We start from the raw sequence: 25,446 nt of genomic DNA, 5'->3' as shown, positions 1-25,446 counted from the left end.
CCCTATTCTGATAAAATTGTCATAATCTCTTGTTCGTTTTTTGATTTTTTTAACTTTTCAATAAATTCATCGTTCATTAATTTCCTTGAAAGGTTACTTAATATTTCTAAATGTGTGTCTGCTGCCTTTTTTGGGACTCCAATAATAAAACTGCATTCAATTGGTGCATCATCTAGTCCAAAATAATCGGTCATAACATCTGAATGAACAAAAACAATCAAAGGTTCTTTCACATATTTACTCTTTGTATGAGGAATACCAAATCCAGACTCAATTCCTGTCGAAGTTTCCTCTTCTCGTTTATACAAGTCACGTATAAATTTCTTTTGATTCGTTATAACCCCTTCTTCACCTAGTACATTCGCTACTTTTTCAAATAATAATTGCTTGGTTTGAATACTAGTATCAAAAATAATCCGACTTTCATTTATCAAATTTGATATGTCCATCCTCTACATCCTCTCTTAACGAAGTAAGCGCTTCCCTCATTTGATTACACTATATCATGTTGAACGAAATCATTCAACAAAATGCGCTAATTATGCAAATTGTTCATTTTAAGGCAATTTATGATCCGTATAATGATCTGAATAAATCAAAAAACAGGAAATCCCTTTATAGAATATCCTGCTTATTAGCTTATTTTTTATTTTGATAATACTCTTCTATTTTTGCCTCTCTATATCTTTTCCATAAATCTTTTCTAAATAATAAATAAGCGACTGCTAGTATAATAACAAATATACAGCCAAATACAAACCAGTAATTAGCCCAAATAGTATCTGTTTTTTGGTCATCTGTAATTAAAGCAGCAAAAATTAATACGGGAAAAGCAGTCAATATGAGCATGAGTAAGATACGCTTTTTTTGTGTTTTTAAGCATAACTGCTCAAAAGTCCACAAAGAGTATAAACTTAATTCTGTTCTGATATCATTAATTTTTGATTTGTTTTTAAAAGAATTTTTTTCTTGCTCTAGCTTTAGTTTTAAACAAAAAGCAACCCTATCTCGAATCTCTTTTCTACTTGTGTCACTAGCATTAATTAAATAAGTATATGCTGTTGTGTATTCTTTTAAATCATAGTAAATAAGTCCTAACAGTTTATTTTTATCTATATGAAAGATAATTTCATCAAAAAACTCATTCTCTCGTGGAGTAGAATAATATGTCTCCAATATTGCACCTTTAAGATCTTTATAGTTTAGTGGCTTACTAAGCTTTTTATGAAGAAATAATCGATACATCCGCGCCGTCGCTTGTTCCGGATTTTTAGCGATAAAGGCATTAATTTCTTTTAATATTGAATTAAAATTAAACTTTCCTGTTCTACTTATAATTTCAATTAATTCAAGGTCTGGATCTTTATCAAAAATAGCTTTAGCCTGTTTAATGTAACTTTGAATTTTCTTCGTTTCCAAACATTGATATGCATTTAAACGTGCTAAAATAAATCTAATTCGCTCGTTCTCTTCTAAGTCCTGTAATGCAACAAACTCAAACGGAGGTAAATCCTTCACTTCCTTTAAAGCAAAAACCAAGTCTAAATTTGTATCATTTGAAATCATTTCATTTAAATTATATATTTCAAATGCTAAATTGATAATTTTTTTAGGAATAAAGTATCTATTTTCAATTAAAAAGATAGCTAAATAGTATCTATCTCTTTCATATTCGTCTACTTTAAATGCACTTTCTGACTGAAATATTTCCCGCCATGCTTCTATGTTTATTCGCTCATTATAATTTGCAAAAACCATTTCCAGTCTTTCTTTAAAAGAGAACTCTATTGCTTCTGTTTGCTCATCTAAATCCATTGTGGGATTACATTCATCTAATTCTCGTATTTCAAAGCTTGAAATATCCCCTGACGTTGATACAGCATCATCAAATGCTTGATACTTTAGAGCTTGATCAAAAGCTTCTTTTAATTTTTGAAAAGCAACAGGCTCATCTTCTGGATGTGTATATTTTAATGCTTTTGCATAGGCACGCTTGATTACACGTTTATCTGTCGTCTTTTCTATTTTTAGAATCTCCCAAACTGTCAATCCCATCCTAATCCCTCAAGATCGGCTAATTTCTCTTTTAAATTTTTGCTTTGTATTTGTATGCTCTTTTCATTTTGAGATTCAATAGCCTTTTGGAATTCCAACATTAAAAATTCTATATATTGACGTGTTTCACCTAACGATGTTTGATAAATCCGATCCGCTCTTGCAAGTAATAACCTGTTTTCGGAACGATCTCGTGGATGGATTTTCAGATCACTTAGCTTTTCTAACTGCCCTTTTAATTCGCTATCAGACAATACTCCAGGATTTTTTTGAATAATTAATTGTTTTACTTCACCAGTACTAACAATTTTCACCAAAATTTCTAGAAGCCCATTTTTATCATATGTAAAACGTGTTTCAATTTTTGCATCTTTATTTGTATTCGGAGGTAACTTAATTTCCAATTCTCCTAGTTTCAAATTATCTTTAACATTGCTACTTTCTCCTTGGTACACACTTAATTTTACAGTATTCTGATTATCATAAATTGTATAAAATTCTTTCATTTGGCTTACAGGTATTGTTGTATTCCGCTCAATAATTGGCGTAAAAACACCCTCTTGATACTTAGAATTGCTAATTTGCCGCACTGAATCCACTCCCAATGTGTGCGCACAGACATCTGTTAAAATAAATTCTTCCAATGATTCATGTCGTTCTTTCAAAGCGGCTTGCACTGCTGCACCTAGCCCAACTGTCTCATCCGGGTTAATGTGCATAAACGGAATTTTCCCAAGAAATTTACTAGCAAAACTTTTTATAATAGGCATTTTTGTTGCTCCACCAATTAGTACAATCTGTTCTATATCTGCTGGTTTTAACTGTGCATCTTTTAAAGCTTGGATAATCGGTTCTCGCAATTTTAAAATTAGGGGTTGGCTGATTTGTTCAAACTGGTCTACTGTAAGTGTAAACTCATTTTCAGCTAAAACAATTTTTCCGACACCATTTTCAGAAACAACTTGCTTTGCATCTTCTGCTTGTCTATATAATGATGCAAAATCTTTTGTAGTTAATCTCTCTTTTTTCAAACCTGTTGCATTTAAAAAGGTTTCGATGATTACTGTTGTGAAATCTTCACCGCCTAGGTAATTATTCCCCGCAATCGCAATTACTTGCATGACACCATCAAACATTTCTAATATAGAGACATCAAAAGTCCCTCCGCCAATATCAATTACCATTATGGTTGTGTCATTTTGTTCATGAATCCCATAAGCAATAGCAGCGGCTGTCGGTTCACTTATTAATCGTTCTACTTTTAAACCGGCTAAAAAAGCGGCATCTACTGTAGCTTTTCGTTGGGTATTATTAAAATATGCTGGGACGCTTATGACTGCTTCTGTACAGGTTTCTCCCAAAAATTTCTCAGCATCTTCTTTTAGCGCTTTTAAAACGAAACTTGACAAGTCTGTAGCTGAAAATCTATGTTCTCCTAAATAATAGTTCTTTTCTGTTCCCATAAAACGCTTAAAAACAGCAGCCGTTTTATCAGGATGAGTTGTTAAACGCTCTTTAGCAATTTTACCAATTAAAAATTCACCGTTGTCATCAATACCTACAACAGATGGCGTTAAAACATCACCAAATACATTTGGTATCAACACTGCTTTGTCCTCATTCCAATATGCCACTAAACTATTGGATGTTCCTAAATCAATTCCTAACGTTGTCATCGTATTTCCTCCCGTTGCTTTTGTTTTATTATTTCAGTATAGGATAATTCGTCTACCCGAAATTTTTCTGAAAGTTCTTTTGTTACAATCATTCTATCTTCAAAATGATTTTCTTCATCCATAAATGCTGTGAATTGCAACTCCTTTTCATTATTGATATACCCCATAATGTAAGGAACTCCAAATGTTGCAACTCCACTCTTGGCAAAAGTTATCTGTATGTTTTCGCCTAAATTGTACTTTAAGTAATATTCGATTTTCGTTTGCTCTTTTCTCAAATATTCTATCTCTAGTTTAACCTCTTTGCTAGGGAATAATTTTTTTGAATAATAACTCCCCCACATAAAGAAAACTATTGCCATGCCTATGAATCTTAATGTTACTAACAGAAAAATAGTTAATACTATTAAAACTATTGGTGTTTTTTTCACAGCCATAAGTTTCCTCCCAACTGCTTGTTTACTAAATAAGTATAGCAATAATTTTCTAAAATATAATTGAAGTGAAAAAAGTTCATTGAATTGTCACAAAATGGTCTATTTTCACGAAATCAATATGCTAATAACACACTTTTTGCTATAGTATTACACCACAAAAATACCGCAAGATTCCCTCACGGCATTTTTCCTTATTTACAAGCTTCGACGCCTTTTTCCAAAATTTCCATTTGTAGTAGCGTTTCTTCGTCTGTTACTTGCTTCGGTTTTCCATTTATAATGGCTTCATAGAGATCATCGTACACACGACCATAATCGCCCACTTCGGAAATGACTTTTTCCTCATGCCATACTCCCGCATCATCCACATAAGTTAATGTGCCGTAATGCTCTGGTAAATCAATTCCAAAATCTTTATGACTCGGCATATAAAATAGTTTTAGATGTTCTTCTTGGCGGTCTTTTGTTTCTTTCGTGAACATTCCTTTTTTACCATACAAAACAAAGCTTGGACGAGCTTTAATGCGGAAATAGCTTGATTTTACGGAGACTTTGGTAATTCCGTAATAAAAATCAAGGTCAAAATAGTCGTTCATTCGGCCTTCTCCGAGTAATTGACGAACATCATAATGAATATCGTCTGGTTTTCCGAAGTAAGAAAGTACTTGGTCGATGGTATGGCAACCGTGACCGTATAAGTAACTATTATAAAACTTAAATTCATGGACAGATTCAGGGATTTCAGGTCGGAAATAATCGTAATGCATTTCCACTTCCAAAAGTTCACCTAGTTTTCCGCTTTCAATCACTTTTTGAGCTGTTAAAAAGTCAGAGTCAAAGCGGCGATTTTGATAGCATTGAACAATTAGTCCTCGCTCTTTTGCCAACTCAAAAATTTCTTTCGCTTCTGCATACGTCATCATAAATGGTTTTTCGACTAGGACATTTTTGCCATTTTCTAACACCTTTTTAGCATATTCAAAATGAGAGCTTTGTGTTGTCGAAATTGTAATTAGCTGAATTTCTGGATCAGTTAAAAGTTCCTCTAAATTTGTTGTGTAGTGTACGCCTTCGATTTTATCCCAAGTAGCAGTTTTTGGATTTCGATTATAAATTGTTTTCACTTGGATATTTTCACGTTCTAGAATAAATGGCAGATGGTATCTGTTGGTGCTTTTTCCATTACCAATAAAACCCATTTTCAACATAATTATTCCTCCTTTTATTTTAACAAGTGGCAAAGGCTATGACTGTTGTGTGGGAACTGCCAATGATCATTCGGATATGTACTTTTTTCGACTTTAGCCGATTCATCCTCACTTACTCATAATACTATAAATCCTTTACTGCAAACAAATTCTAACAACTAAAAAGCCTGCGAAAACACTTATTAAAAAGTGTTTCCGCAAGCTTTTCTAATCACAAACTATTACTCGGAAAATATTATTGTTCTTTTACAAATTCAGCTGATTTATCGCCAGCTTGACGACCAAAGATAATAATTTCAGCTACTGAGTTACCACCAATACGGTTTTCTCCGTGCAAGCCCCCTGTTACTTCTCCTGCAGCAAATAATCCTGTAATTGGTTTACCATCTTTATCTAAAACTTCTGTATTAGTATTAATTTTCACGCCACCCATTGTGTAATGGATTCCTGGACCGATTTTAATTGCGTAATACGGCGCTTTAGATAATTCGTTTTCCATACCTGTAGTTCTGCCAAACGCTTCGTCATTTTTATTTTTCACACTAGTATTCCAAGTATCTAACGTTTTTGTTAATTCTTCTTTTGGTACATCGATTTTGCCCGCTAGTTCATCAATAGTTGCGCCTTCTTCAACAAAGCCCATTTCGTCATATTGAGCAATTGCTTTTACGCGATCTTTTACACCTGAATCAAATATAAGGTAAGCTGATTTTTCAGGTAGTTTATTGATGGAAGCTGTCACATTATCACGTGTATCTAATTCATTCCCAAAACGTTTTCCTTCTTGTGAAACTAAAATGGCTCCCTCACCACGTACAGCTTCACCAATCAGGTAAGATTTATCTTGTTGCACAGTTGGGTGAACTTGGATTTGGTCCATATCAACTGTTGTACCACCAAGTTTTTCAATCATTTTAATACCGTCGCCAGTACTTCCTTCTTGGTTGGTTGTTACGTATCCTTTTAAGTCTGGACGTTCTTTTTCGATTAATTCTTTATTTGCTCCGTAACCACCTGTTGTTACAACTACTGCATTAGAGCTAATATTTTTGTCTTCTTTATTATTAAGGCGTACTTTTACTCCAGTTACTTTTCCGTCTTGTTGAGTAATTTCTTTTACATCAGCGTTAACAAATACTGGAATTTTTTCTTCTTGGACATTTTTTAATAAACCGTCGACTAGGTATTTACCTACTGCGGAACCATCTTCTGGGCGGTGTGTACGTTTTTCGCTCATTCCGCCTGTGATAGTCAGGTTATTTAATTTAATATCCATGGAATCTAACCAATCAATCGCGCTTGCGGAATTATCAACAAAGAAACGTAGCATTTCTTTGTCATTTGTTCCGTGACCACCTGCCAATGTTTCTTCGTAAAATTTATCATTGCTATCATTAATTCCTTGTTCTTTTTGGAATTTAGTTTCAGATGCATTCATACCGGAAGAGGCTTTCATAGTGTTTCCGCCTGCTAGTGGCATTTTTTCAAGAATTACTGGGTTCATTCCTTTTGCTTTTGCTTCGAGTGCTGCTGACATTCCTGCTCCACCTGCACCAACAATAACAATATCATATTTATCTTTTAATTCAGATGGATCTGTGTAGCTTGTTTTGGATGCTCCTGATGTTACTTCTGTTTTTTCCTTCTCTTTTGTTTCAACCTTGTCGCTCTTACTTGTGTTATTACTTCCACAGCCAGCAATGACTAGTACAAGTGATAACAACATGATGAGTGTTATTGACAACCTTTTTTTCATTTTCGTACCTCCGCTTTTTTGAATAATTTTTCTTCTGTCTAAAAGTTTGTGATTAACTTAACATAATTATAGCATTAACTGAGATATCTTTATAGGGCAACAGAAGGATTTGTTAAAGTAAGAAAAAGAGGAATTTACAGACTTCTTATAAAAATGCTGCATCTTTCCTATAACTACTCCTCATTATTTCAACAAAATGATATAATAACAGCATCAAATGTTAAAGGAGCTACGCCATATATGATTAATAAGTATGAACCATTAAATCTCTATACCAATTTTAAAGATGCTGCAGAGCGTTATCCAGGAATGCCAATTCATTTTGATGAGGAGCTAGTCACTTTTCCAGAATTAGGGCTACATACGACTTATAAAAAGTGTGAAGCGGCAATTATTCAAAAAGCAGCACACTTGCATAAATTTGGAGTTCGTAAAGCCGATAAAGTCATTGTTTATAAATCAGCCAAATTTGATTCCTATGTTTTAGCTGTTGCGATTTCTTATCTTGGTGCAGTACCAATCATGGTTTCGCCTCACCTTCCAGCATCAACAATTGATATTTTTGTTAACAGACTGGACGAACCTTGGTTGCTTTTTGACAGCGAGACTTCTTCTAAAAGTCATCAATTAAATAATTTACCGGACAGCCGTTTGATCAACGCTGAACAAGTGTTTAAAACAGCAATTGGCGATTATACATGTCCGCAAGAAGAGCTTCCAAAAGATATGATTGCTTATATGACACACACTTCCGGAACAACAGGGATACCAAAACTGATTGCCCACTCTGCGAATTCAATGGGCTGGAGAACAAAATATCAACGCCGTATTCTTAATTTCATCAAACCAAGAGACCTTGTTGCTTTCCATATATCGCCTGTACATTCTCGCTTTAATATTGGTGTTTCTTCCTTGATGTCGCTTGGCTTCCCACTGCTTCCAATTGCCAACCCATCTAAAGAAAATATCACTAAAATATTACGTGAATATAGACCATATGTACTTGAAACACATCCAAATCACTTTGTACAATGGGCTTCCCTTGCGCGCGAAAAACCAGATGTATTTGAAAGTATTAAATTTTATCACTCTACATTTGATGCTATTAATAAAGAAACGATGGCTACTTTCTTACGCACATCGTCTTATAAAAAACCGATTTTCTTACAAATTTATGGTCAAAGTGAATGTGGACCGATGATTTTACGTGCTCATACATTAAAATCCATCGAAACGTTAAATGCACGTGATATGGGAATTGGCATGCCTGGACTTACAGAAGTTCGTATTGTCGACCAAGAAGGCGTCTCTGTACCAGCTGGTGTTAGCGGGAATATTCAAATGCTTTCCAAAGGGCGCGCACTGACGTATTACAAAGAAGAGGCTCGTTTTGAAGAAAATGTTTATGGCCCTTGGTGGGATAGTGGCGATTATGGTATGAAAGATGAACTTGGTCGCCTATTCTTACAAGATCGCCAAGTGGATTTAGTGGAAACGATTGATAGCACCCTTGCAATTGAAGATAAACTACTTGATACACTAACTTTCTTGGACGAGGTCGTAATCATCCGCGGCAAAAATGGTAGCCCACAACCAATTATCGCCGTCCATGGTGACAAAGAAATGAAATGGGATCCTTGGTGGGAAGCAGTTTCTGATTTACCACATATGAACGAACCTATCGTAATGAAATATGAAGACATCCCAAGAACAGCAACAATGAAAGTACAACGTCTGCAAATGGAACGGGAATTACGACAACTATAAACAAAAAGGGTATTAAGTTGTTTGTAGTTGTTCCATTAAACTGAAATTGTATTTAAAAAGCAATAGATTAGGCTATAGATTGTCGATATTCTAACGATAATTTGTAGCCTCTTTCAATACCTTCAACTAGTTTTATTATATCTAGGAAAATTTAATCATTACAAATCGCGCCCTTTTATTAGACGATTTTAGTATTCCAAATTGATTGCATTACTAATTTATTGTTGGTTTTTAAATTTAACGATGTATTTTCTTTTTAATCCGCTGATTATCCCAATAAATTCTATAGCTGAGCACTTTTTATCAAAATTTTCATATAGCACTAAAACCAACTATACACCGCGAGATATGCATACATTACAACGGAGAAAGTACATAGGATGACAGCGAGGAAAACTTTACACTTCACACCTTTTTTATTTCTTTTAATTAAATATAATACTGCAATTATTACTAGGTTAATCAAAGATGCAATTGAAATAGCCACAATAAAAAACTTTCCTCCTTAGTAAAATAAATATGATGCAACTAGCGTTATAATAAACAAAACAAATAAGTATATTTCATTAATTTTTGTTGTACGTTTCTTTTGATTTTTATTATCAGTAATTTCTACTGAGATACCTATGATTAATAATGTTTCTACTCCTAAAAACACAGTAACAATAATATCTGTTAGTAAATTATTAAAAAACATATTAATTAAGATGGCGCTCATAAAAAAGAATATCAAAAATAATAAAAAGCTATTTTTTTTGAGAAAAGCCAATAAATTTCAACTCCAGTAATTTTAGTATTTTCTAGTTATTACTTTTTCATATAACTCATTCATCTAATTTAAATAATGGAGTATTTCTAAACTAGTTCAAGTTTATTTAGTAATATTACTTATCGTAAATTTCAACTGTTTAGTATCCATACTCACTTCGATAATATCTGTATTATACACTGTCGATCTTGCTTAAAATTTTCTGACGAGTCAATGTCATTGTATACTTCATAAATAGAATCTTAATCTAATATTTCTAATTGGTGTATTTCATTTTAGAATTTCCTTTTTATTATATTATCGATTTTCAGTTTTCTTTTCTTAAATTTAAATTCTTTAATTTCAAGTGAATATTTCTTCCTACTATCTATTACTTGCTTCCGAAATGGTTATTTTTATTGTATAGTTTTATAAATACATTCTCCTCTAAAAGAAGACACTTAGGCGACTCTGTTCATATTAGATTTACCATGCATCTTTCATAAAAACAAATCCCCTATCCTTATTGTAAAAAATACTCCAATAGCAAATACTGACCAAAACAAAAACTTACTCCATTTTTGCTTTTTTGACTCTAAATAAAGACAAATTATTAAACAGATAATTACTAGAAATATATAAATTGTTAATAACAATTAAATAAACTCCTCTCTTTTTTCAAGCCTTTTTTCTATTTTTGTTGATTTTAAAAACTTGGCCCCTTTGTAAAACTTACCAAATCCAAGACCTAAAATAGCTCCTTTACCCACCGCTTTCCCAAAACCTTTCCAGCTTTTCTTCTTAGTTGTTAATAAATATTCTACTCCCCCTTCAAAAGCCCCAAAACCGACTGCTGCAATCCATCATGTGACATTCCCATCCGGGTCAAACATCATCACCGGATTATTTCCGACATAATTATTACCCATTCATTGTTTGTGGGTCGTGTTCATCGCCTGGGTCTGGGTCAATCGCTGTAAGTACACCTTGCTCTGGGTCGTAGTAACGTGCCATCAAGTAATATTGTTCGATTTCTTTGTCATACGTACATCCCGCGTAACCATAGGGATTGGGATTGGTTTTGGATTTTGTTATTGTCGCTGTACTTTACAATATATTCCCACGACCATTTTTTCTTCCTCTTACATTTTTTAAAATAACCCCTCCTCCAGATTCGAGTAGGGGTCTGTTGGTTTATTTTTGTCATTTTTCATTACTTCTCGTTTTACAGTCCCACCAAAAAGGACGGTTAGGATGTCTTCTTTATTGATAATTACTTATCTAAATTAAAAACTACATCGTTTAATTTAATTTTTTTACATTCTATAACATAGCTCATTCTATCTAACTCAAGAACAAGATTTCCTTCAGCCAAAAAATCCGTTTGGTTATGTCCTATATTAAAAGGAGGCACAACTACTTCAAGCGTTTCAATTAGTAACAAAGAACTTTTTTCAGTATCTAAATCATGTCTACTCTCTCCGTAGTCTCTTTGAAAGTAATAAGCCGTTACCCCTTCTATTTTTAATGTTAGCGGGGTATCATCTTCATCATTTTCAGCAAATATAAATTCCAAGCTGGCCTCATGCAAGTTAATGTGCGTTTCATGAAGCCTTTTTTCAGGGTATTTATACAACTCGTTTCCTATCGCTTGATTTAAAGTGCCCTTTTTCCTTTTCAAAGACATGATTAGCCCCTTCCTAAATGTTTAATAGCTTTTTTTCAACCTAAATGATAGTTGATATGAGTCTACGTTATCTTTTTAGCTTGCTCATTAAATCTTGTTCCACACTTCCACCAAAACGCAAGGCAAGAATATCTTCTTTTTTGATCCAGCAAGTCCCATCTAATCGACCCTCGTCATCCACCAAAGTAATTTCTAATCCTTCATATTCGTCTGCAGCGATAATTCCAATAACTTGAGTTTCGTCTCCTATGATGTCAATAATGACTATCTCTTCACTTTGGTATACATAATCTGCAGCAATTTCGAAAAGAGAATGCTTTTTGTTTGGTGCTTTTTCAAATAATCCTGGGCTTTTTGGTTGATTCAGATGTTTTGCAAGTAGTTCGGCAGTTTTTAAATGCGCTGTATCTATTTCTATTCGATACACTAGCTCTAACGGAAGAACGACATGTCCTTCTTCGTAACCGTCTGAACGCCTTGCGCGAAACATAACATCGCTCGTGGTAACTGCTTCAATGTAGCCGGCTTCGAAATAATCATCTTCTCGTGATGTGTAGATGGCTACTAGTTTTTGTGCTTCTTGGCATTTTAGTAATCTTTCGTACATGAATTTTGTCGACATTTTTGGATTCTCCTTATTATTAATTGTTTTTAAAATGATCATTTTTCTATTTGTGAATTTTATTAAAACTTTAGGTTATTATCCAAAACATAATTAGCCCTATACAAGACAAAATAATGCCCAGATATGTCCAAATATTTGCAACTACCTTATTGCTAACTTTCCCAGCAATATGCAAACATACACAGAATATTAATATACTTAATATTAAACAACTCACACCTATTAGAATATTCATTTTCCACAGCCTTATATTAATATTTTTATTTTCTCTTTCGCTTTCTCTTTTTCATAATCTTGCCTTTATATACTTTCTTTTTACTATAATCAAATTTTTTAACTCTTTTGGAACTTTTTTTAATTACTTTAGAATATTTTCTATATGTCCTTTTAACACTCTTAATTCCAATCCTAATTTCACGTGGTATATTTCTTTTCTTTGCACCCTTCATAAGATATGTTAATGGTTTTCTAGTACCCGCGATATACCTAAATCCTCCTGTTGATAATACGCCTTTAGCCGCTCCCCATAAAGCAGCCTTACCTGCGCCTTTCCATGAATATCCTTTTTTACGATTATTCCATAAATACGAACCTAACTCGAACGCCGCCCCAAAACCGGCTGCTCCAATCCACCACGCGACATTTCCATCTGGGTCAATCATCATCACCGGATTATTATTCGCATAATTATACCCATTCATCGTCTGTGGGTCGTCTTCATCTCCTGGGTCTGGATCGTATGCTGTAAACACACCTTGCTCCGGGTCGTAGTAACGTGCCATCAAGTAATATTGTTCAATTTCCTTGTCATACGTATATCCCGCGTAACCATATGGATTGGCTTTGGCTTCTTCTGTTGTCGCTTCGCTTTTTAATACATTTCCCCAAGCATCATACGCGTATTCTGCTACCATTTTACTTGCCTCATCCGTCAACGCAACCACATCGCCATGTGCATTGTAATGGTAATAAAGTGTTTTGCCGTTCATCTTCATCGCTAAACGGACTCCGCTATCTGAGTAGACATACTGACGGATAACCTTGCCATCGCTATCAGTCTCATACAAAACATCTATACTATCGCCATCATAATGATAATTGGTCGTCACGCCATTGACTGTTTTCGACAAGCGGCGGTTATCGTCATCATAGCTGTAGGTGGTGAATGGTTTGCTTTCGTCTTTTTTGGTGATGTTGATTAGACGGTCGCCTGTGTCCCAAGTGTAGGTGAATTTGCCGTCGCTGGTGCGGTTTCCATTGGTATCATAAGTTAGTGCTTCTCCGTTCCACGAAACTAGTTGATTACCATCATTATAACTTGCAGCAATTGTTTTTGTCTCGTTTCCGCTGATTGCGACTTGGGTGCGGTTTCCGAAACCATCATACGTATAAGACTTTACAGTTCCGTTTGGTAGTGTTTCTTTTGTTAATTGATTGATTGCATCGTATTCATAGGTTGTTTTTCCATCTTGTTTGTTGTCGATGCTTGTGCGGTTGCTTGCTGCATCGTAGGTATAGCTTTCGTCTAAAATTGGGGTTCCGTCTGCACTACCAACAGCTACATTCGTTACTTTTTGGGTACTGTCGTAAGTGTAGTTAGCTGCGGAACCATTTCCTGCTGTGTAAACATTGACATTCCCAAATTCATCAAACTCAAAATAGGCGTTTTTACTTCCATCATTAACGCGGGTATTTTGGTCTAAATCGTTATAAGTGTAAGATGTTTTTGCTGTGTAGCTGCCATGACTGATTGCGACTTCCCCGACTTTATCAGTTTTTCCTTTGTTGTCTGCTGTCGGTTTATCTTTGTAGGTGTAACTTATTGCGCCAGAGCGTTCGGCTACTTTGGTGATACGGTTGGCGTCGTCGTAAGTTTTGTCGGTGACTAAGCCATTAATTTCATCCGTGACTTTTGTTTGATTGCCGTTTGGATCATATTGGAACTTAAATGCAGGCTCATCGTTCCATTTAATTCCGTTCATTCGGTCAGCTGAATCATACGTGCTTTCTGTTACTCGACCATTTGGCAAAATGGCTTTTGTTTCATTACCGGCTGCATCGTATTCATACTTGATGGTGCGATTTAGTGCGTCGGTAAATGAGGTGATTTTATTGTCGACATCGTATTCGTAGCTGTTTTTGTGTGTTTTCCCGGATGCTGTAACATTTTTTTCGGTAGTATTGCCGTTGTCATCGTATTTGTAGGCTACTGATGTGCCGTTTGCGAGCTTGGTGTCGATTAGCGCGTTGTCTGCATCGTAAGTCAAGGTTTTTTTATTGCCTTTTTCGTCTGTTTCGGATGTGGTGTTGCCGTAATTATCGTAAGTAAAGCTAATTTTACGACCTTCTTCATCGTAACTTGCCGCGACGTAATTACCTGCTGCATCATATTCGTCTTTTGTTAACACTTCATCTTCCATAACGCGAATATCATCAAACCAAGCTTTTCCGGTTAAGCCGTTGCGGAACATGGTGTAGGCTTTGATCATTTTAATTGGCTTGGTTGGCTTAATAACTACCGCACTCCGGTTCCAGTCATTGGTTCCAAGTGGGAATTGCCCTTGGACGGAAGAAGTGGTGCCGTCTTGGTAAGTAATCGTGCCCCAAATCGAGTAGTCATTTGACATCGCTATTGTGCTGCCACCAGATTTAGCATCTTCTGATTTGGAAAGTGCTGTCAGAGTTAATGCTTTGGCTACTTTCTGGTTTACAGGAACATCTTGGACAATATGTGTGTAGGCTTCACTTGTTGCTTTTCGTTCAAAATACACAGAACTGTCTCCACTAAAGCTTTCATTATCAACCACTTTCGCTTGCGTTAGCGCGGTGTTCCCTGTGCGCATCCATCCTGTTGGAAGTGTTCCATTATGATTTTCCACACTACTATTAACTACTGGGTTATAGCTAGAAGCCACACTCCCTTTTTCGAATTGAATGTTGTCATACCAAACGGTGCCTTTTCCTTTGTGCGGTGCTGGTTGTTCGTTATCTAAATAAAGTAATACTTGACGAGTGTTTTTAGTTGTTTTAAAAGTTAGTTGGCGTTTTACCCAGTTACCGTTATTTTTGATGGATGTCGGGCGGTTGGATTGCCATACACTTCCATCAGTGATGTCTTTTGCGTTCGCATCTTGTAAACGACCGATGAGAATTCCGTCTGCATTTGTCATTCCAGAAGTTTTTGTCCAAGCGCTAAGTGTATAGGTTGTTTCTGGTTCGACATCCACACTTTGGATAGCTGCGGAATAGCCTTTATCGGTGGTTAGTGCCTCACTTGTTATTTTGACCGAGCCAGTTCCACCGAGCGCTCCCGGTGCTGATTGAGTTGTGTCTACTGTCATGCTGCCTTTTGCACTCCATTGGACTAGTCGCCAATTTGACAGACTTGTTCCATTCTCAAAGCCGCTATTTTGCACAAGATTCCCACCAGATGCTAGTTCTCCGCTTCCACGGATTGGGTTTCCATATCCATCATATTGTGTTACGGATGATACTTGAGATTCTGTTGCAATAGTTTCGGATACGGCGTCAGTGCCATCATAAGCAATTGTTGTTTCGCGTCCTTCTGTGTCAGTCGCACTTGTTACGTCATTGTTATTATTGTACGTGTAAGATTCCGTACCATAAGCATCCGTCATCTGCGTCACATTACCATCTGCATCATAAGTATATGTTTCCGCTTGACCTTTTGGATTGACTTCTTTTGTTAAATTATTTGATTCATACGTATAAGTGGTTGTTAGTTTTAAGCCGTCTGCATCAACAATTTCTTTCTTAGGATTTCCAGCATCGTTGTATTCATAAATCGTTTTTTTCTTTTTCTCATTAGTTAAAGTGGTTTGCTGACCATCTTTGTCGTAGGAAAGTGTCGTCTTTTTCCCAACTGGATCAGTAATTTCCGTTAGTTTTTCTTCTTCATATGCAAATTTGGTTTCATACGGTTTTTCTGCGGTATGTTTTGGATCATAAATCGATGTTAATAAGCCATCTGTGTAACCGTAGCGATACATTTTGCCTCGAGCTGTGGAAGAGGCTGTTAGTTCTTGTTTGTCGTTTTAGGTGTAAGTGATGGTTCGATTATCTGGTCCGACTAGTTTGGTAACTAAATCGCCGTCATAAGTAAGCGTAATCGTTCGACCAGAAGCATCACGTAAGCTTGACAATTTGCCATCTGTGTAATTATAGGTAAGCTGATTACCCTTTGTATCTTTTTCGGAAGCTAAACGGCCATCAAGAAGAAAACGGGTTTCTGCCTTGTCTTCTTCTGTTTTTAAATACCCATTTGTATTTTTAGTGATTTCGGAATAAATCCCTGGTGGCGCTTCGTATTTATCACCTTTTTTCGTAAAACGATGGACTTTCTTATCTGATTCTATCCAAATAATATCTCCATTTGCTTCTTCTACGAGTTTTTCTTCCAGTGTACTTGTCCAGCCTTTTCCAAAAATCCCCGTCGCTTCATCTTGGCTGTTAAAGGTTCGGTTAACATTAATGCTTGGACCTCGCCCGTCGAGTTCAAAATCGGTTTCGTGGAATAAAAAGTTACCATTAGTTGCGTTGACTTCTCCACCACGCACTGGCACGCTTGTCCAGTAATCGACCATTCCTAGTTGTTTATTCACAGCTTCTGGAATAGTTGGTGTAGCTGGTTCTGATTGGACACTTGTTGCATTATTGCCTGCTTTTTGATATGCGATAACTCGGAACCAATAATTTTGGCGTTCCTTGTAGTTTCCACCAGAGTTTGTATATACCGGAGAAGGATCCTTTGCTAGTTCAGCACCATTTCCATCTTGATGAAGTGCAAATTTCCCTTCTGCAATTTCTTCTTTTGTTGGCCAAATCCCTTTGTTTTGTGTCGTCCATTTTGTGGCAGTTCCAACATCATACTGTTCATAGGCTTTCCCATTAAAAACGAGCACTTTATAGCCATCCGCCATTGGACTCTTTTCCCAATTTAGCTCAACATAACCAGTTTCTTTATGCGCCAAATTGGCATAAGCTTTTGCAACTGGTGGTTTTGGTTTTTCAATTGGCATATAAGCGAAAACTAGATCTGAAGTCGGGCTTTCTCCACCAGGATAAACGGCTTGCACTCTAACTAAGTAGCGTGTTAAATTACGTAAACCAAATGTACTTCCGGCTTGGAAGGCATTTTCATATTGTTCTCGTGGATCAAGCGCAAATTCTGCTCCTTTTCCATCATGGTGAAATTCAAACTCGCCGTTCGCTATTTCGGTAGCAGTTGGGAAGATTTTTTTACCTTTTGTACTCCATGTAGTTGCTGTGCTTCCTGTATTAAAGTATTCATATTTGTATCCATTGGAGATGACGATGTTGTAACTTGTAGCTCCCGGGACCGCTTTCCAAGATAAATCCAGCGAACCAGTACCTGTTCCAATACCGTTTGATGTTGTTTTTACTGTTGGTTTTTCCGGTTTTGCGTAAGTATAGTTCACTTCTAGATATGGATAATTCTTATTATTTTCACTTGCAACTAATTTTTTCCAGTAGGTTTGCTCGCTATTTGTGCCTAATCGGAAACCGTAATTTGCTCGCGTACCACTTGCCCACGCTTGAACGGTATTAGTAACATCAAGATTTGCCCACTCGCCACGTCCGACATTTACACTTCCTAAACGAGTTACAGGTGGCACGGTATTCCATGTTACTTGCCATGGAGACCAGTTTGCTTTGGCTTCATAATACCAAAGATCATTTTTCAAAGTGGGGGACATATGCCAAATGTTATACACTTTTAATGTGGCTTTGGAAATAGTCGCTTTGTTTAATGTAGATGTATCCATTTTTAAAAATGCAGCGTTATTGCCAGTTGAGTTATCCCATTTCCCTAGTTTTAAAGTATAGGCATTTTGACCAGAATCCCATAATTTACTGCCGATATTCGTTGTTGTCGGATTGGCTGAATTGACATTCGCATTATAAACTTCATCTAAGCGGACAGATGGATCAATATAAACTGGATAAACTCGTTCGGCATCATTTAGCCATTCAGTATCTACTTTGAGTTGTAATTCATAGACGGTTTTTGTAAGTGGTTTTACTTCAAAAGAGACATCTTCAGACAAAGCTGCCTCGCCAGTTTCCTCACCGACATTAGAATCAGTCATTACTGGTTTTGGAAGCGTGTATAATGTATCGCCTGCTTTATTTTCAAAAATCACGTCGCCATTTTCTGCTTTTTTTACGTCTAGTTTTGTTTCTACTTGATAAACATACGTATCTATCTGGTTTGGTTCTTGCAGTACTAAGTCTTCCTTTACTGATTGCGGAAAGGTTAAATGCCGTAAATCTGTTTTTGGAAAGACCTCCTTGTACGTAACTTCATTTTCCTGGTATGTTGCCGGCTGATCAGTTACCGCATGCTCTGTTTCTCCTTGGCGAGCCCCTTTTAATCGGAAAGTGACTTCCGCGCCTGCCTTGGTAAGCTTTTGGTATGCTCCATTTTCCATTTGCTCTAAAAATCCTAAATCAAGTGGTGTTTGTTTTGGAACAATCATCCCGGATTCTGTTTCTTTTTCCACGTTAGCATCAATTCGCGCCATATCCCCATCAACTTCCATATTGATTGGATCAGCAAAAATTTGCTTGGTAAAACTCCCGTCGTGATTATCGTAAACAATTTCGTTTTCAGTTCGTTCTTCTTTTACTTCAGTTGGTACACTTTCTTCGGACGTTTTCGTTGGTGCTTCTACTCCAGTTGCTGTCTCCTCAGCAAGTGGTACATAAGCAGGTAATAGTGATAAAATCATCACCGAAGCCGTCATACTAAGTAGTAGTTTTTTTGTCTTTACCCATCTTTTCATGTATCATGCTCTCCCTTTTTCGTATGATAAAATCAATCTAAAGTGTTAAAAGGTGTCCTCTCTTTTTATTACCATATAGCTACACCAAGCTTTCCCCTCCTTTTTTGAAAAAAAGCCCCAGTTTTACTTAAAATAAAACTGGGGCTTTTGTTAATTTTACAAAGATATTGTATCATATTCCGCTTTGTCAAAAAATAACAATTATGTGTATATGAAACATATTTTACTAAAATTGCACTACTATTTTATGAATAATTAGCTTTTTAGACAAATTTTCGTAACAAAATAAACAAAACGAGGCTGGGACATAACTAAATCTCCGCAATAAAAATTGGAAAATAGAAAAGCAGAAATCATGTATAGAGCCATTTTAAAAAATGGAATAGACATGATTTCTGCTTGTTTTTTCATTTTAGAGACCCTTTTGTCCAGCCTCTTTTTTCATCATTAATGGTTATTTTGCTTTTCTAGTTCTACGCATAAATGCAAAAAGCCCACTAAGTAAAAGTGCTCCTAAACCTACTAATAGGCTATTTTGAAAAGCGTTATCACCTGTTTTTGGTAAAGATTCTTTGGCAGTTTTTGCTGTTTTAGTTGCTGTTTTTCCTTGTGAATTCACTGTAGTTGTTTCTCTTGTTTGTAGTTTAGATGAATCACCTTTCATGTCTGTGCTGTTATCTGTAGTATCGTTACTATTAATGATATCGTTGCTACCAGTATTGTCATTTCCTTGAGTGCTGTCATCAGAAGGAATACCGGAGTTATCATCGGAATGAGTATCAGAATCATCACCTGAAGTGTTATCGTTATCCGTATTTTCTGTGTAAACATACGTTACTGTTTGAGCTTGGTCACTGAATGTACCTGTTGCATTTGCTGGTGTTTCTGCTAGTGTCCAGCCCTCAATTGTTTTTGCTTCAGACGTATAGCTATCATCCACATTACCAGTTAATGTTTCTGATGTTGCAAGTTCATTTCCATCAGCATCTACGTATTTCACTGTTACATCAGCAGCAACCTGAGCTGTTTCTATTTTTTTAAATGGAATTTGTAAGTTAACATTTCCACCATTTTGTTCAAATATTACCATTTTAGCTAGATTTTCTTGGTATACCGCTTCGTCGAACTCGTATCCAGCAAAATTGTTCGCAATGTAGTCTAGGTCAAATTGATCTACAGTTACACCAACATTTGTTTCAAACTGCGCACGATCAATGTTACCTTGTACGTAGTCTATTGTATTTTTCAATAAGTCATTCCAAGAAATATCAGGTTGTAGCACACTTCCATCATTTACTAGGTTATTGTAGGTTGCTACATTTGCCAAATCATTAAATGTTACTGTGTTTGATGGTACGCCATCTGGATATGCATAAGATAAGTCTAATGATGTTACAAGTTCTTGACGCTCACCATCTTCTGCATAGAATGAAATGCCTACTGTTCCTTTGTTGACTTCACTTTCATTTTTAGTGTAAGTGTAAGTTACTGTTTGGTTCGTTTCACCAAATTGTCCATTTTGGTTACTTGGAAGTTTGGTTTCATCAAGTGTATAGCCATCAATTGTTTTTGCTGATGTTGTATAAGATGTATTTAAATCTCCAGCTTGTACAGTATCATCCGCAAGCTTTGTACCGTTCTCGTCTACATATTCAACTGTTGTCGTGGACTGGGTATTAGCTGTGTAATTGTATGTTCCAACATTTCCTACGCCATCCATAAGCGTAATATTAATACTTCCAGATCCAGCTTTTGTTGGTGTTCCAGATAGTACAACATTTATATATTGATAGTTACCATCTTCATTTTGAGGACCATATTCTAAGTTATAATCAACGCCATCCATATTAGTCAGAGTTACATCCACGCTTTTAATATAGCTTCCCCACTCATTGCCATTCATTTCAGTGTCTTGAAAATGGATATTTCCAGTCATTGGTTTACCTATTGTTAATTCTAAATCACTAGTCGCCGCTAATGTTTTTCCATCCATTAATGTGATTGGTGCAGTCGTGCCCGTTTTCGCTTGTTCCGTGGCAGCTGTAGTTGTTGCGAACGCTTGAAAAGGTGATTGAACAACTAAAGCAGTGCTTAGTAGCATTACTCCAATATAACTTTTTTTCATGTTTCTCTCCTTCGATTTCAAAAAATAATTTTACTAAGTCTCTCCAAAAAAAAGCCCCCTGGATATGACTTGCTTTGAAATTATATCAGAGCTTATAAACAACCTTATGTTTAAATGTTACAACAATAGTTATATTATATGTCAAGTTTTTAAACCAGCAGACAAAACTTAAAAAAACGTTCAAAAGTTACATTTTGAACGTTTTTTTAATACATCTTTAGTCTAAATCTTCGCCACTAGTCTCAATCACTTTTTTATACCAGTAAAAGGAATTCTTCTTGCGTCTCGCGTAGCTCCCAGTTCCATCATCATATTTTTCTACATAAATAATTCCGTACCGTTTTGCCATTTCGCCAGTGGAAGCACTTACTAAATCGATACATCCCCAAATTGTATACCCAATCAAGTTTACACCATCTTCAACCGCTTTTTTCATTTGGACAATGTGGTCTCTGAAGTAATCAACACGATATCCATCTTGAATAGTGCCATCTTCTTCAAGTTTGTCATAGGCGCCTAGACCATTTTCCACGACCATAATTGGAACATTGTAGCGGGCATAGATGTCGTTCAAAGAAATTCGTAGACCCACTGGATCAGTCTGCATTCCCCAAGCATTAGTTTGTAGATATGGATTTTCGGCACCACCGATGACACTTTTCCCAGTATCTTTGTAGGCTGAATCATTAGAAGCACATAGCGATAAATAATAGCTGAATGTGTAAAAATCCACTGTGCCTTTGTGTAAAATTTCTTCATCACCCTCTGCGAATTCGATTTTAATGCTATTTTCCTCAAAATATTTTTTCGCAAAAAATGGATAAGCACCTTTTACCTGGACGTCACCGCAGAAGTGACTGTGCATGTTTTCAGTTTGTTTAGCAAGCAGCACATCACTCGGTTCACAAGTTCGTGGGTATCTCGGCATATAGGCAATCATACAGCCAATCATAAAGTCAGGATTAATTGCATGCCCTAGTTCTACAGCCTTTGCACTGGCAACAAATTGGTGATGTAAAGCTTGAAAACGCATAGTTGGATCGTCTTTTTGATGCAAGAAATCTCCTTCTGCATTTCTAATTCCAAGTGTTAAATAATTACCAATTTCCATTGTTGCAGTGTTGATTTCATTAAAAGTTAGCCAATATTTCACAGTATCTTTATATCGTGTGAATATCGTTTTGCAAAACTGTAAATAATAATCAATTACCTTGCGACTCGCCCAGCCGTTTAGTTCGTTTGTAATTTGTAGCGGAATATCAAAATGAGCTATTGTTACAAGCGGTTCGATATTATATTTTTTCAATTCCAAGAAAACATCTTCGTAAAATTGCAGCCCTTTTTCATTTGGCTCACTTTCCATTCCAGTTGGAAAAATTCTCGTCCAGTTAATCGACATGCGGAATGTTTTAAAACCAGCTTCTGCCATCAACTTAATATCTTCGGGGTAATGATGATAAAAATCTACTGCTTCATGACTTGGGTAAAATAAGTTTTCGTCTATTTCTGCGGTGATTTTCCGTGGCTCGGTGTGGGTTCCGCTACTAAATAAGTCTGCTGCGGCTAGCCCTTTCCCATCTAAATTATAGCCACCTTCAAATTGGTTAGCGGCTGTTGCACCACCCCATAAAAAGTCTGCTGGAAATACGGATTTACTCATTATTTGCTTCACTCCTTAATTCTAATACTTGGCTTTTTGGTGTCATAACTCCTGACCCTACTAACTCGACAGCAGCATAATCATTAGTATTAGTAACTGCCATAATGGTTGTTAAATCATAATTTTCTTTAATTTTCTCTGCATCAAAAGTTAACAATAAATCGCCTTGTTCAACAATATCACCAGTTTTAACATGTGCTTCAAAATATTTTCCATCTAATTTCACTGTATCAATTCCAACATGCAATAAAATTTCTGCTCCGGAATCACTTTTAATCGCAATTGCGTGTTTTGTTTTAAAGACAGAAATAATCGTTCCATTAACTGGTGAAAATAATTTGCCTTCTGTTGGAAGAAATGCTGCACTTTTACCCATCATTTCATCTGCAAACGTTGCATCACTTACTTCTTTAATATTTTTCATTTCACCATAAACCGGTGCATTAAGCTTTTCACCCATTTGAACTGTATCCACTGTTTTTGGCGCTTCATCTAAATCAGATATTGCTACTGTTTCATCAATTCCAAAAATATATGAGAAAATGAGCGAAACAACAAATGCTAGTGCCATAGCAATTAGGGCATAAACAAAAGTATCTCCCACTAAGCCCGGAAGCCCTGGAATTCCGCCATTCCCTGTTAATACGTAAGCTTTAACTCCGAATAACATCGCGAATCCACCACCAGCTGCTCCACCAATAAGGGATGCCATAAATGGACGTTTATAGACAATATTTATTCCGTACATCGCTGGCTCTGTGACACCCATCAAAGCCGTTAAACCAGTTGAAAATGCCAATGATTTTACTTTTTTATCTTTAGAACGGAAGAATACGCCAAATGTTGCTCCTGCTTGGCTCATATTCGAAATATAAGTTAGTGGTAAAAATTTATCATAACCATATTTAGCTAAATTACTTATAATGAATGGCACAATCGCATAGTGCATCCCGGTCATAACGATAATCGCCATTGCTCCACCTAAAATCAGACCCGCGAATAATCCGCCATTATTTAATAGCCAGTTAATCCCACCAGAAATACCATCACCAACAAACGTGCCAAGTGGTCCAATAACAATTAATGTTACAGGAACAACGATAAACATTGTAATTAATGGGACAAACAGTAATTTTAGGGAAGATGGAATAATTTTATCAACATTACGCTCTACTACGGCCATAAACCACATCGCAATTAGAATTGGGATAACAGAATATGCATAAGAGACCGAAGTAACTGGTAACCCTAGAAAATGAGTTGTCACACCTTTTGCAAGAAGTGCAGTCAAATCAGGATAAAGTAGCGCGGCCGAAACTGCTAAACCAACATACATATTCGCGCCAAATTTACGCGCTGCACTAACAGCAACAAGAATTGGTAGGAAGTAAAATACGCCATCACCAATCGCCATTAAAATTCGGTACGTTTCGGTATTCGCAGCTAACCAACCAAATGATACGAACAATGCCATAAATCCTTTAAGTAAACCAGCTCCAGCAATTGCCGGTAAAATTGGTGCAAATACGCCTGAAATAGCATCAAACATATTTGAAAAGAAACCTTTTACACCTTTTGATTTTGGTTTTGCAGTATTATCTGCTTTATTTTTCCAAGCTGGATTTAATTCTGTCATTGCGTCAAATACTTTTGGTACATCATTTCCGATAATAATTTGGAATTGCGTTCCAGAAACGTTTGTCCCCATTACTTTATCTAAGCTTTTTAATTTCGCAACATCGACTTTTGATTGATCTTTCAGTTGAAAACGAAGCCGTGTAATACAATGAAAGACTTCATTTACGTTGTTTTTTCCACCGACTGCTTGGATAATCTCTTTTGCTAATTGACTGTAGTCCATGTTAATCCTCCTAAATATGTTTTAAAAAAAGAAAAACCTGAACAGAAACGCACCAAAATAAGGAGCAGTCTGTTCAGGTATTGCCTGATATAAAAATCAGTAACAAGCCTATTATTTTCTATTTAATACTCGGTCCAAATGAATTCCGAGATATAGTTGTTCTGAATGACTCATTTTAAATGAATAGTTATTTTCCAGAAATACGGCAATTTTATCAATACACGCGAATATATCTGGCAAATTTTTATACATTACTTGATATAAATAGTCTTCCGTCTCATCCATTGCCTCGCCAGTAATCACTCGCTGGCAGAAAAATTTCAGATGCGTCATAAACCGGAAGTAACTAGTGCTATCTTCATCAAATTCAATGACAAAATGGTATTTAATAATATTCATGATTTCTTGAAGCAACTGCATAATATGGGTTACGTCATTCATGCTGTTATTAATTTCCGCATTAACAAAGTGGAGCGCAATATTAGAAATTTCCTCGTCAGGTAAATCTAATCCTAAGCGTTTCTCGACTATCTTTGCTGCTTCTTTTGCCACAGCATATTCCTCTGGGTAGTAGCGCTTCACTTCCCAAGATAAAGGATTTTGAATGACTAAATTCTGTTCCATACGTTGTGTAGTAAAATAAAGATGATCAGAAAGAGAAATATAAATGACGTCACTTATTGTTTTCGAGATATTTTGTTTCGCTAATTGGACAACATCATCCGTGATTTCAATAATAGCAAGCGGAATTTCGTCAATAATCATTTTGAATTTATTGCTTACGGCCTCATCCTGCAATTGAAATATTTTTTCGACGAGCGATTCATTAATTTCATCACCAACTTTAGACTTAAATCCAAGACCTTTGCCTAAAATCAATAACTCATGCGCATCCTCGCCCCTCGCACTGACAATATTATTATTAAATATCCTCTCAATTTTCAAATTTATCACCACCATCATTTTGGACTTGAACAAAAAAGGGCAATACCCAAAAGCAGAGCGCACTCTTAC

Annotated in this window: 13 protein-coding genes and 2 pseudogenes; 1 reads left to right on the top strand and 14 read right to left on the bottom strand. The window is 36.1% G+C overall.

The annotated features are described in order from the left end of the window. Positions 1 to 2: 2 nt before the first annotated feature. The 6 genes from HCJ50_RS01955 to HCJ50_RS01930 all read right to left on the bottom strand — a co-directional run bounded on the left by HCJ50_RS01955 (position 3) and on the right by HCJ50_RS01930 (position 7,132). The gene (locus HCJ50_RS01955; protein WP_185345988.1) at positions 3 to 449 is read right to left on the bottom strand and encodes a PTS sugar transporter subunit IIA; all 447 of its coding nucleotides are present in this window, start codon (positions 447 to 449) and stop codon (positions 3 to 5) included. Between the two features lie 190 nt (positions 450 to 639). Then, the gene (locus HCJ50_RS01950) at positions 640 to 2,055 is read right to left on the bottom strand and encodes a molecular chaperone DnaJ (RefSeq protein ID WP_260443037.1); all 1,416 of its coding nucleotides are present in this window, start codon (positions 2,053 to 2,055) and stop codon (positions 640 to 642) included. Further along, positions 2,046 to 3,731 (bottom strand): molecular chaperone HscC, encoded by a 1,686-nt coding sequence (locus HCJ50_RS01945; RefSeq protein WP_185345990.1) that lies wholly within the window; start codon positions 3,729 to 3,731, stop codon positions 2,046 to 2,048. The genes HCJ50_RS01950 and HCJ50_RS01945 overlap by 10 nt, the downstream gene beginning before the upstream one ends. Then, on the bottom strand, positions 3,728 to 4,168 hold the full coding sequence (locus HCJ50_RS01940) for a DUF1433 domain-containing protein (protein ID WP_185345992.1): 441 nt from the start codon (positions 4,166 to 4,168) through the stop codon (positions 3,728 to 3,730). The genes HCJ50_RS01945 and HCJ50_RS01940 overlap by 4 nt, the downstream gene beginning before the upstream one ends. Before the next feature lie 191 nt (positions 4,169 to 4,359). Continuing rightward, complete coding sequence (locus HCJ50_RS01935) at positions 4,360 to 5,376, bottom strand: oxidoreductase (RefSeq protein WP_185345994.1); 1,017 nt, start codon at positions 5,374 to 5,376, stop codon at positions 4,360 to 4,362. Positions 5,377 to 5,611: 235 nt separating this feature from the next. Next, positions 5,612 to 7,132 carry a flavocytochrome c gene (locus tag HCJ50_RS01930; protein WP_185345996.1) on the bottom strand — a complete coding sequence of 507 codons (1,521 nt, stop codon included), beginning with the start codon at positions 7,130 to 7,132 and terminating at the stop codon, positions 5,612 to 5,614. A gap of 240 nt (positions 7,133 to 7,372) precedes the next feature. Here HCJ50_RS01930 and HCJ50_RS01925 point away from each other — a divergent pair, with 240 nt between their 5' ends. Continuing rightward, a complete protein-coding gene (locus HCJ50_RS01925) occupies positions 7,373 to 8,899 on the top strand; it encodes an AMP-binding protein (RefSeq protein ID WP_185345998.1) in 1,527 nt (508 codons plus the stop codon). Positions 8,900 to 10,519: 1,620 nt separating this feature from the next. Here the strand turns inward: HCJ50_RS01925 and HCJ50_RS16065 are convergent. From HCJ50_RS16065 to licT, 8 genes and pseudogenes are all read right to left on the bottom strand, one after another. Next, positions 10,520 to 10,721: pseudogene (locus HCJ50_RS16065) on the bottom strand (RHS repeat-associated core domain-containing protein); the annotation flags it as partial. Positions 10,722 to 10,920: 199 nt separating this feature from the next. Then, positions 10,921 to 11,334 carry a YxiG family protein gene (locus HCJ50_RS01915; protein ID WP_185346000.1) on the bottom strand — a complete coding sequence of 138 codons (414 nt, stop codon included), beginning with the start codon at positions 11,332 to 11,334 and terminating at the stop codon, positions 10,921 to 10,923. A 67-nt stretch (positions 11,335 to 11,401) separates the two neighbouring features. Next, positions 11,402 to 11,956, bottom strand: a complete 555-nt coding sequence (locus HCJ50_RS01910) for a hypothetical protein (protein WP_185346051.1) — start codon at positions 11,954 to 11,956, stop codon at positions 11,402 to 11,404. 548 nt (positions 11,957 to 12,504) lie between these two features. Continuing rightward, positions 12,505 to 18,786 (bottom strand): annotated as a pseudogene (locus tag HCJ50_RS01905) (DNRLRE domain-containing protein); the annotation flags it as partial. 454 nt (positions 18,787 to 19,240) lie between these two features. Next, positions 19,241 to 20,911: a MucBP domain-containing protein gene (locus HCJ50_RS01900; protein ID WP_185346002.1), complete on the bottom strand. Its 1,671-nt coding sequence runs from the start codon at positions 20,909 to 20,911 to the stop codon at positions 19,241 to 19,243. Positions 20,912 to 21,128: 217 nt separating this feature from the next. Next, positions 21,129 to 22,571: a glycoside hydrolase family 1 protein gene (locus tag HCJ50_RS01895; protein WP_185346004.1), complete on the bottom strand. Its 1,443-nt coding sequence runs from the start codon at positions 22,569 to 22,571 to the stop codon at positions 21,129 to 21,131. Then, complete coding sequence (locus tag HCJ50_RS01890) at positions 22,564 to 24,432, bottom strand: beta-glucoside-specific PTS transporter subunit IIABC (protein ID WP_185346006.1); 1,869 nt, start codon at positions 24,430 to 24,432, stop codon at positions 22,564 to 22,566. Before HCJ50_RS01890 ends, HCJ50_RS01895 begins: the two co-directional genes overlap by 8 nt. A gap of 111 nt (positions 24,433 to 24,543) precedes the next feature. Further along, positions 24,544 to 25,377, bottom strand: coding sequence for a BglG family transcription antiterminator LicT (licT, locus tag HCJ50_RS01885; protein ID WP_185346008.1), 834 nt, complete (start codon positions 25,375 to 25,377; stop codon positions 24,544 to 24,546). Between the last annotated feature and the right edge of the window lie 69 nt (positions 25,378 to 25,446).

Source organism: Listeria immobilis, from assembly GCF_014322765.1.
Classification (GTDB): Bacteria; Bacillota; Bacilli; order Lactobacillales; family Listeriaceae; genus Listeria; species Listeria immobilis.
This window is presented reverse-complemented; position numbering and strand designations above follow the sequence as displayed.

Excerpts from the sequence above, each read along its gene's own strand:
- HCJ50_RS01910 (WP_185346051.1), bottom strand. The coding sequence starts at position 11,956 with ATGTCGACAAAATTCATGTACGAAAGATTACTAAAATGCCAAGAAGCA.
- HCJ50_RS01925 (WP_185345998.1), top strand. The coding sequence starts at position 7,373 with ATGATTAATAAGTATGAACCATTAAATCTCTATACCAATTTTAAAGAT.
- HCJ50_RS01955 (WP_185345988.1), bottom strand. The coding sequence starts at position 449 with ATGGACATATCAAATTTGATAAATGAAAGTCGGATTATTTTTGATACT.
- HCJ50_RS01940 (WP_185345992.1), bottom strand. The coding sequence starts at position 4,168 with ATGGCTGTGAAAAAAACACCAATAGTTTTAATAGTATTAACTATTTTT.
- HCJ50_RS01930 (WP_185345996.1), bottom strand. The coding sequence starts at position 7,132 with ATGAAAAAAAGGTTGTCAATAACACTCATCATGTTGTTATCACTTGTA.
- HCJ50_RS01945 (WP_185345990.1), bottom strand. The coding sequence starts at position 3,731 with ATGACAACGTTAGGAATTGATTTAGGAACATCCAATAGTTTAGTGGCA.
- HCJ50_RS01915 (WP_185346000.1), bottom strand. The coding sequence starts at position 11,334 with ATGTCTTTGAAAAGGAAAAAGGGCACTTTAAATCAAGCGATAGGAAAC.
- HCJ50_RS01935 (WP_185345994.1), bottom strand. The coding sequence starts at position 5,376 with ATGTTGAAAATGGGTTTTATTGGTAATGGAAAAAGCACCAACAGATAC.
- HCJ50_RS01900 (WP_185346002.1), bottom strand. The coding sequence starts at position 20,911 with ATGAAAAAAAGTTATATTGGAGTAATGCTACTAAGCACTGCTTTAGTT.
- HCJ50_RS01950 (WP_260443037.1), bottom strand. The coding sequence starts at position 2,055 with ATGGGATTGACAGTTTGGGAGATTCTAAAAATAGAAAAGACGACAGAT.
- HCJ50_RS01895 (WP_185346004.1), bottom strand. The coding sequence starts at position 22,571 with ATGAGTAAATCCGTATTTCCAGCAGACTTTTTATGGGGTGGTGCAACA.
- HCJ50_RS01890 (WP_185346006.1), bottom strand. The coding sequence starts at position 24,432 with ATGGACTACAGTCAATTAGCAAAAGAGATTATCCAAGCAGTCGGTGGA.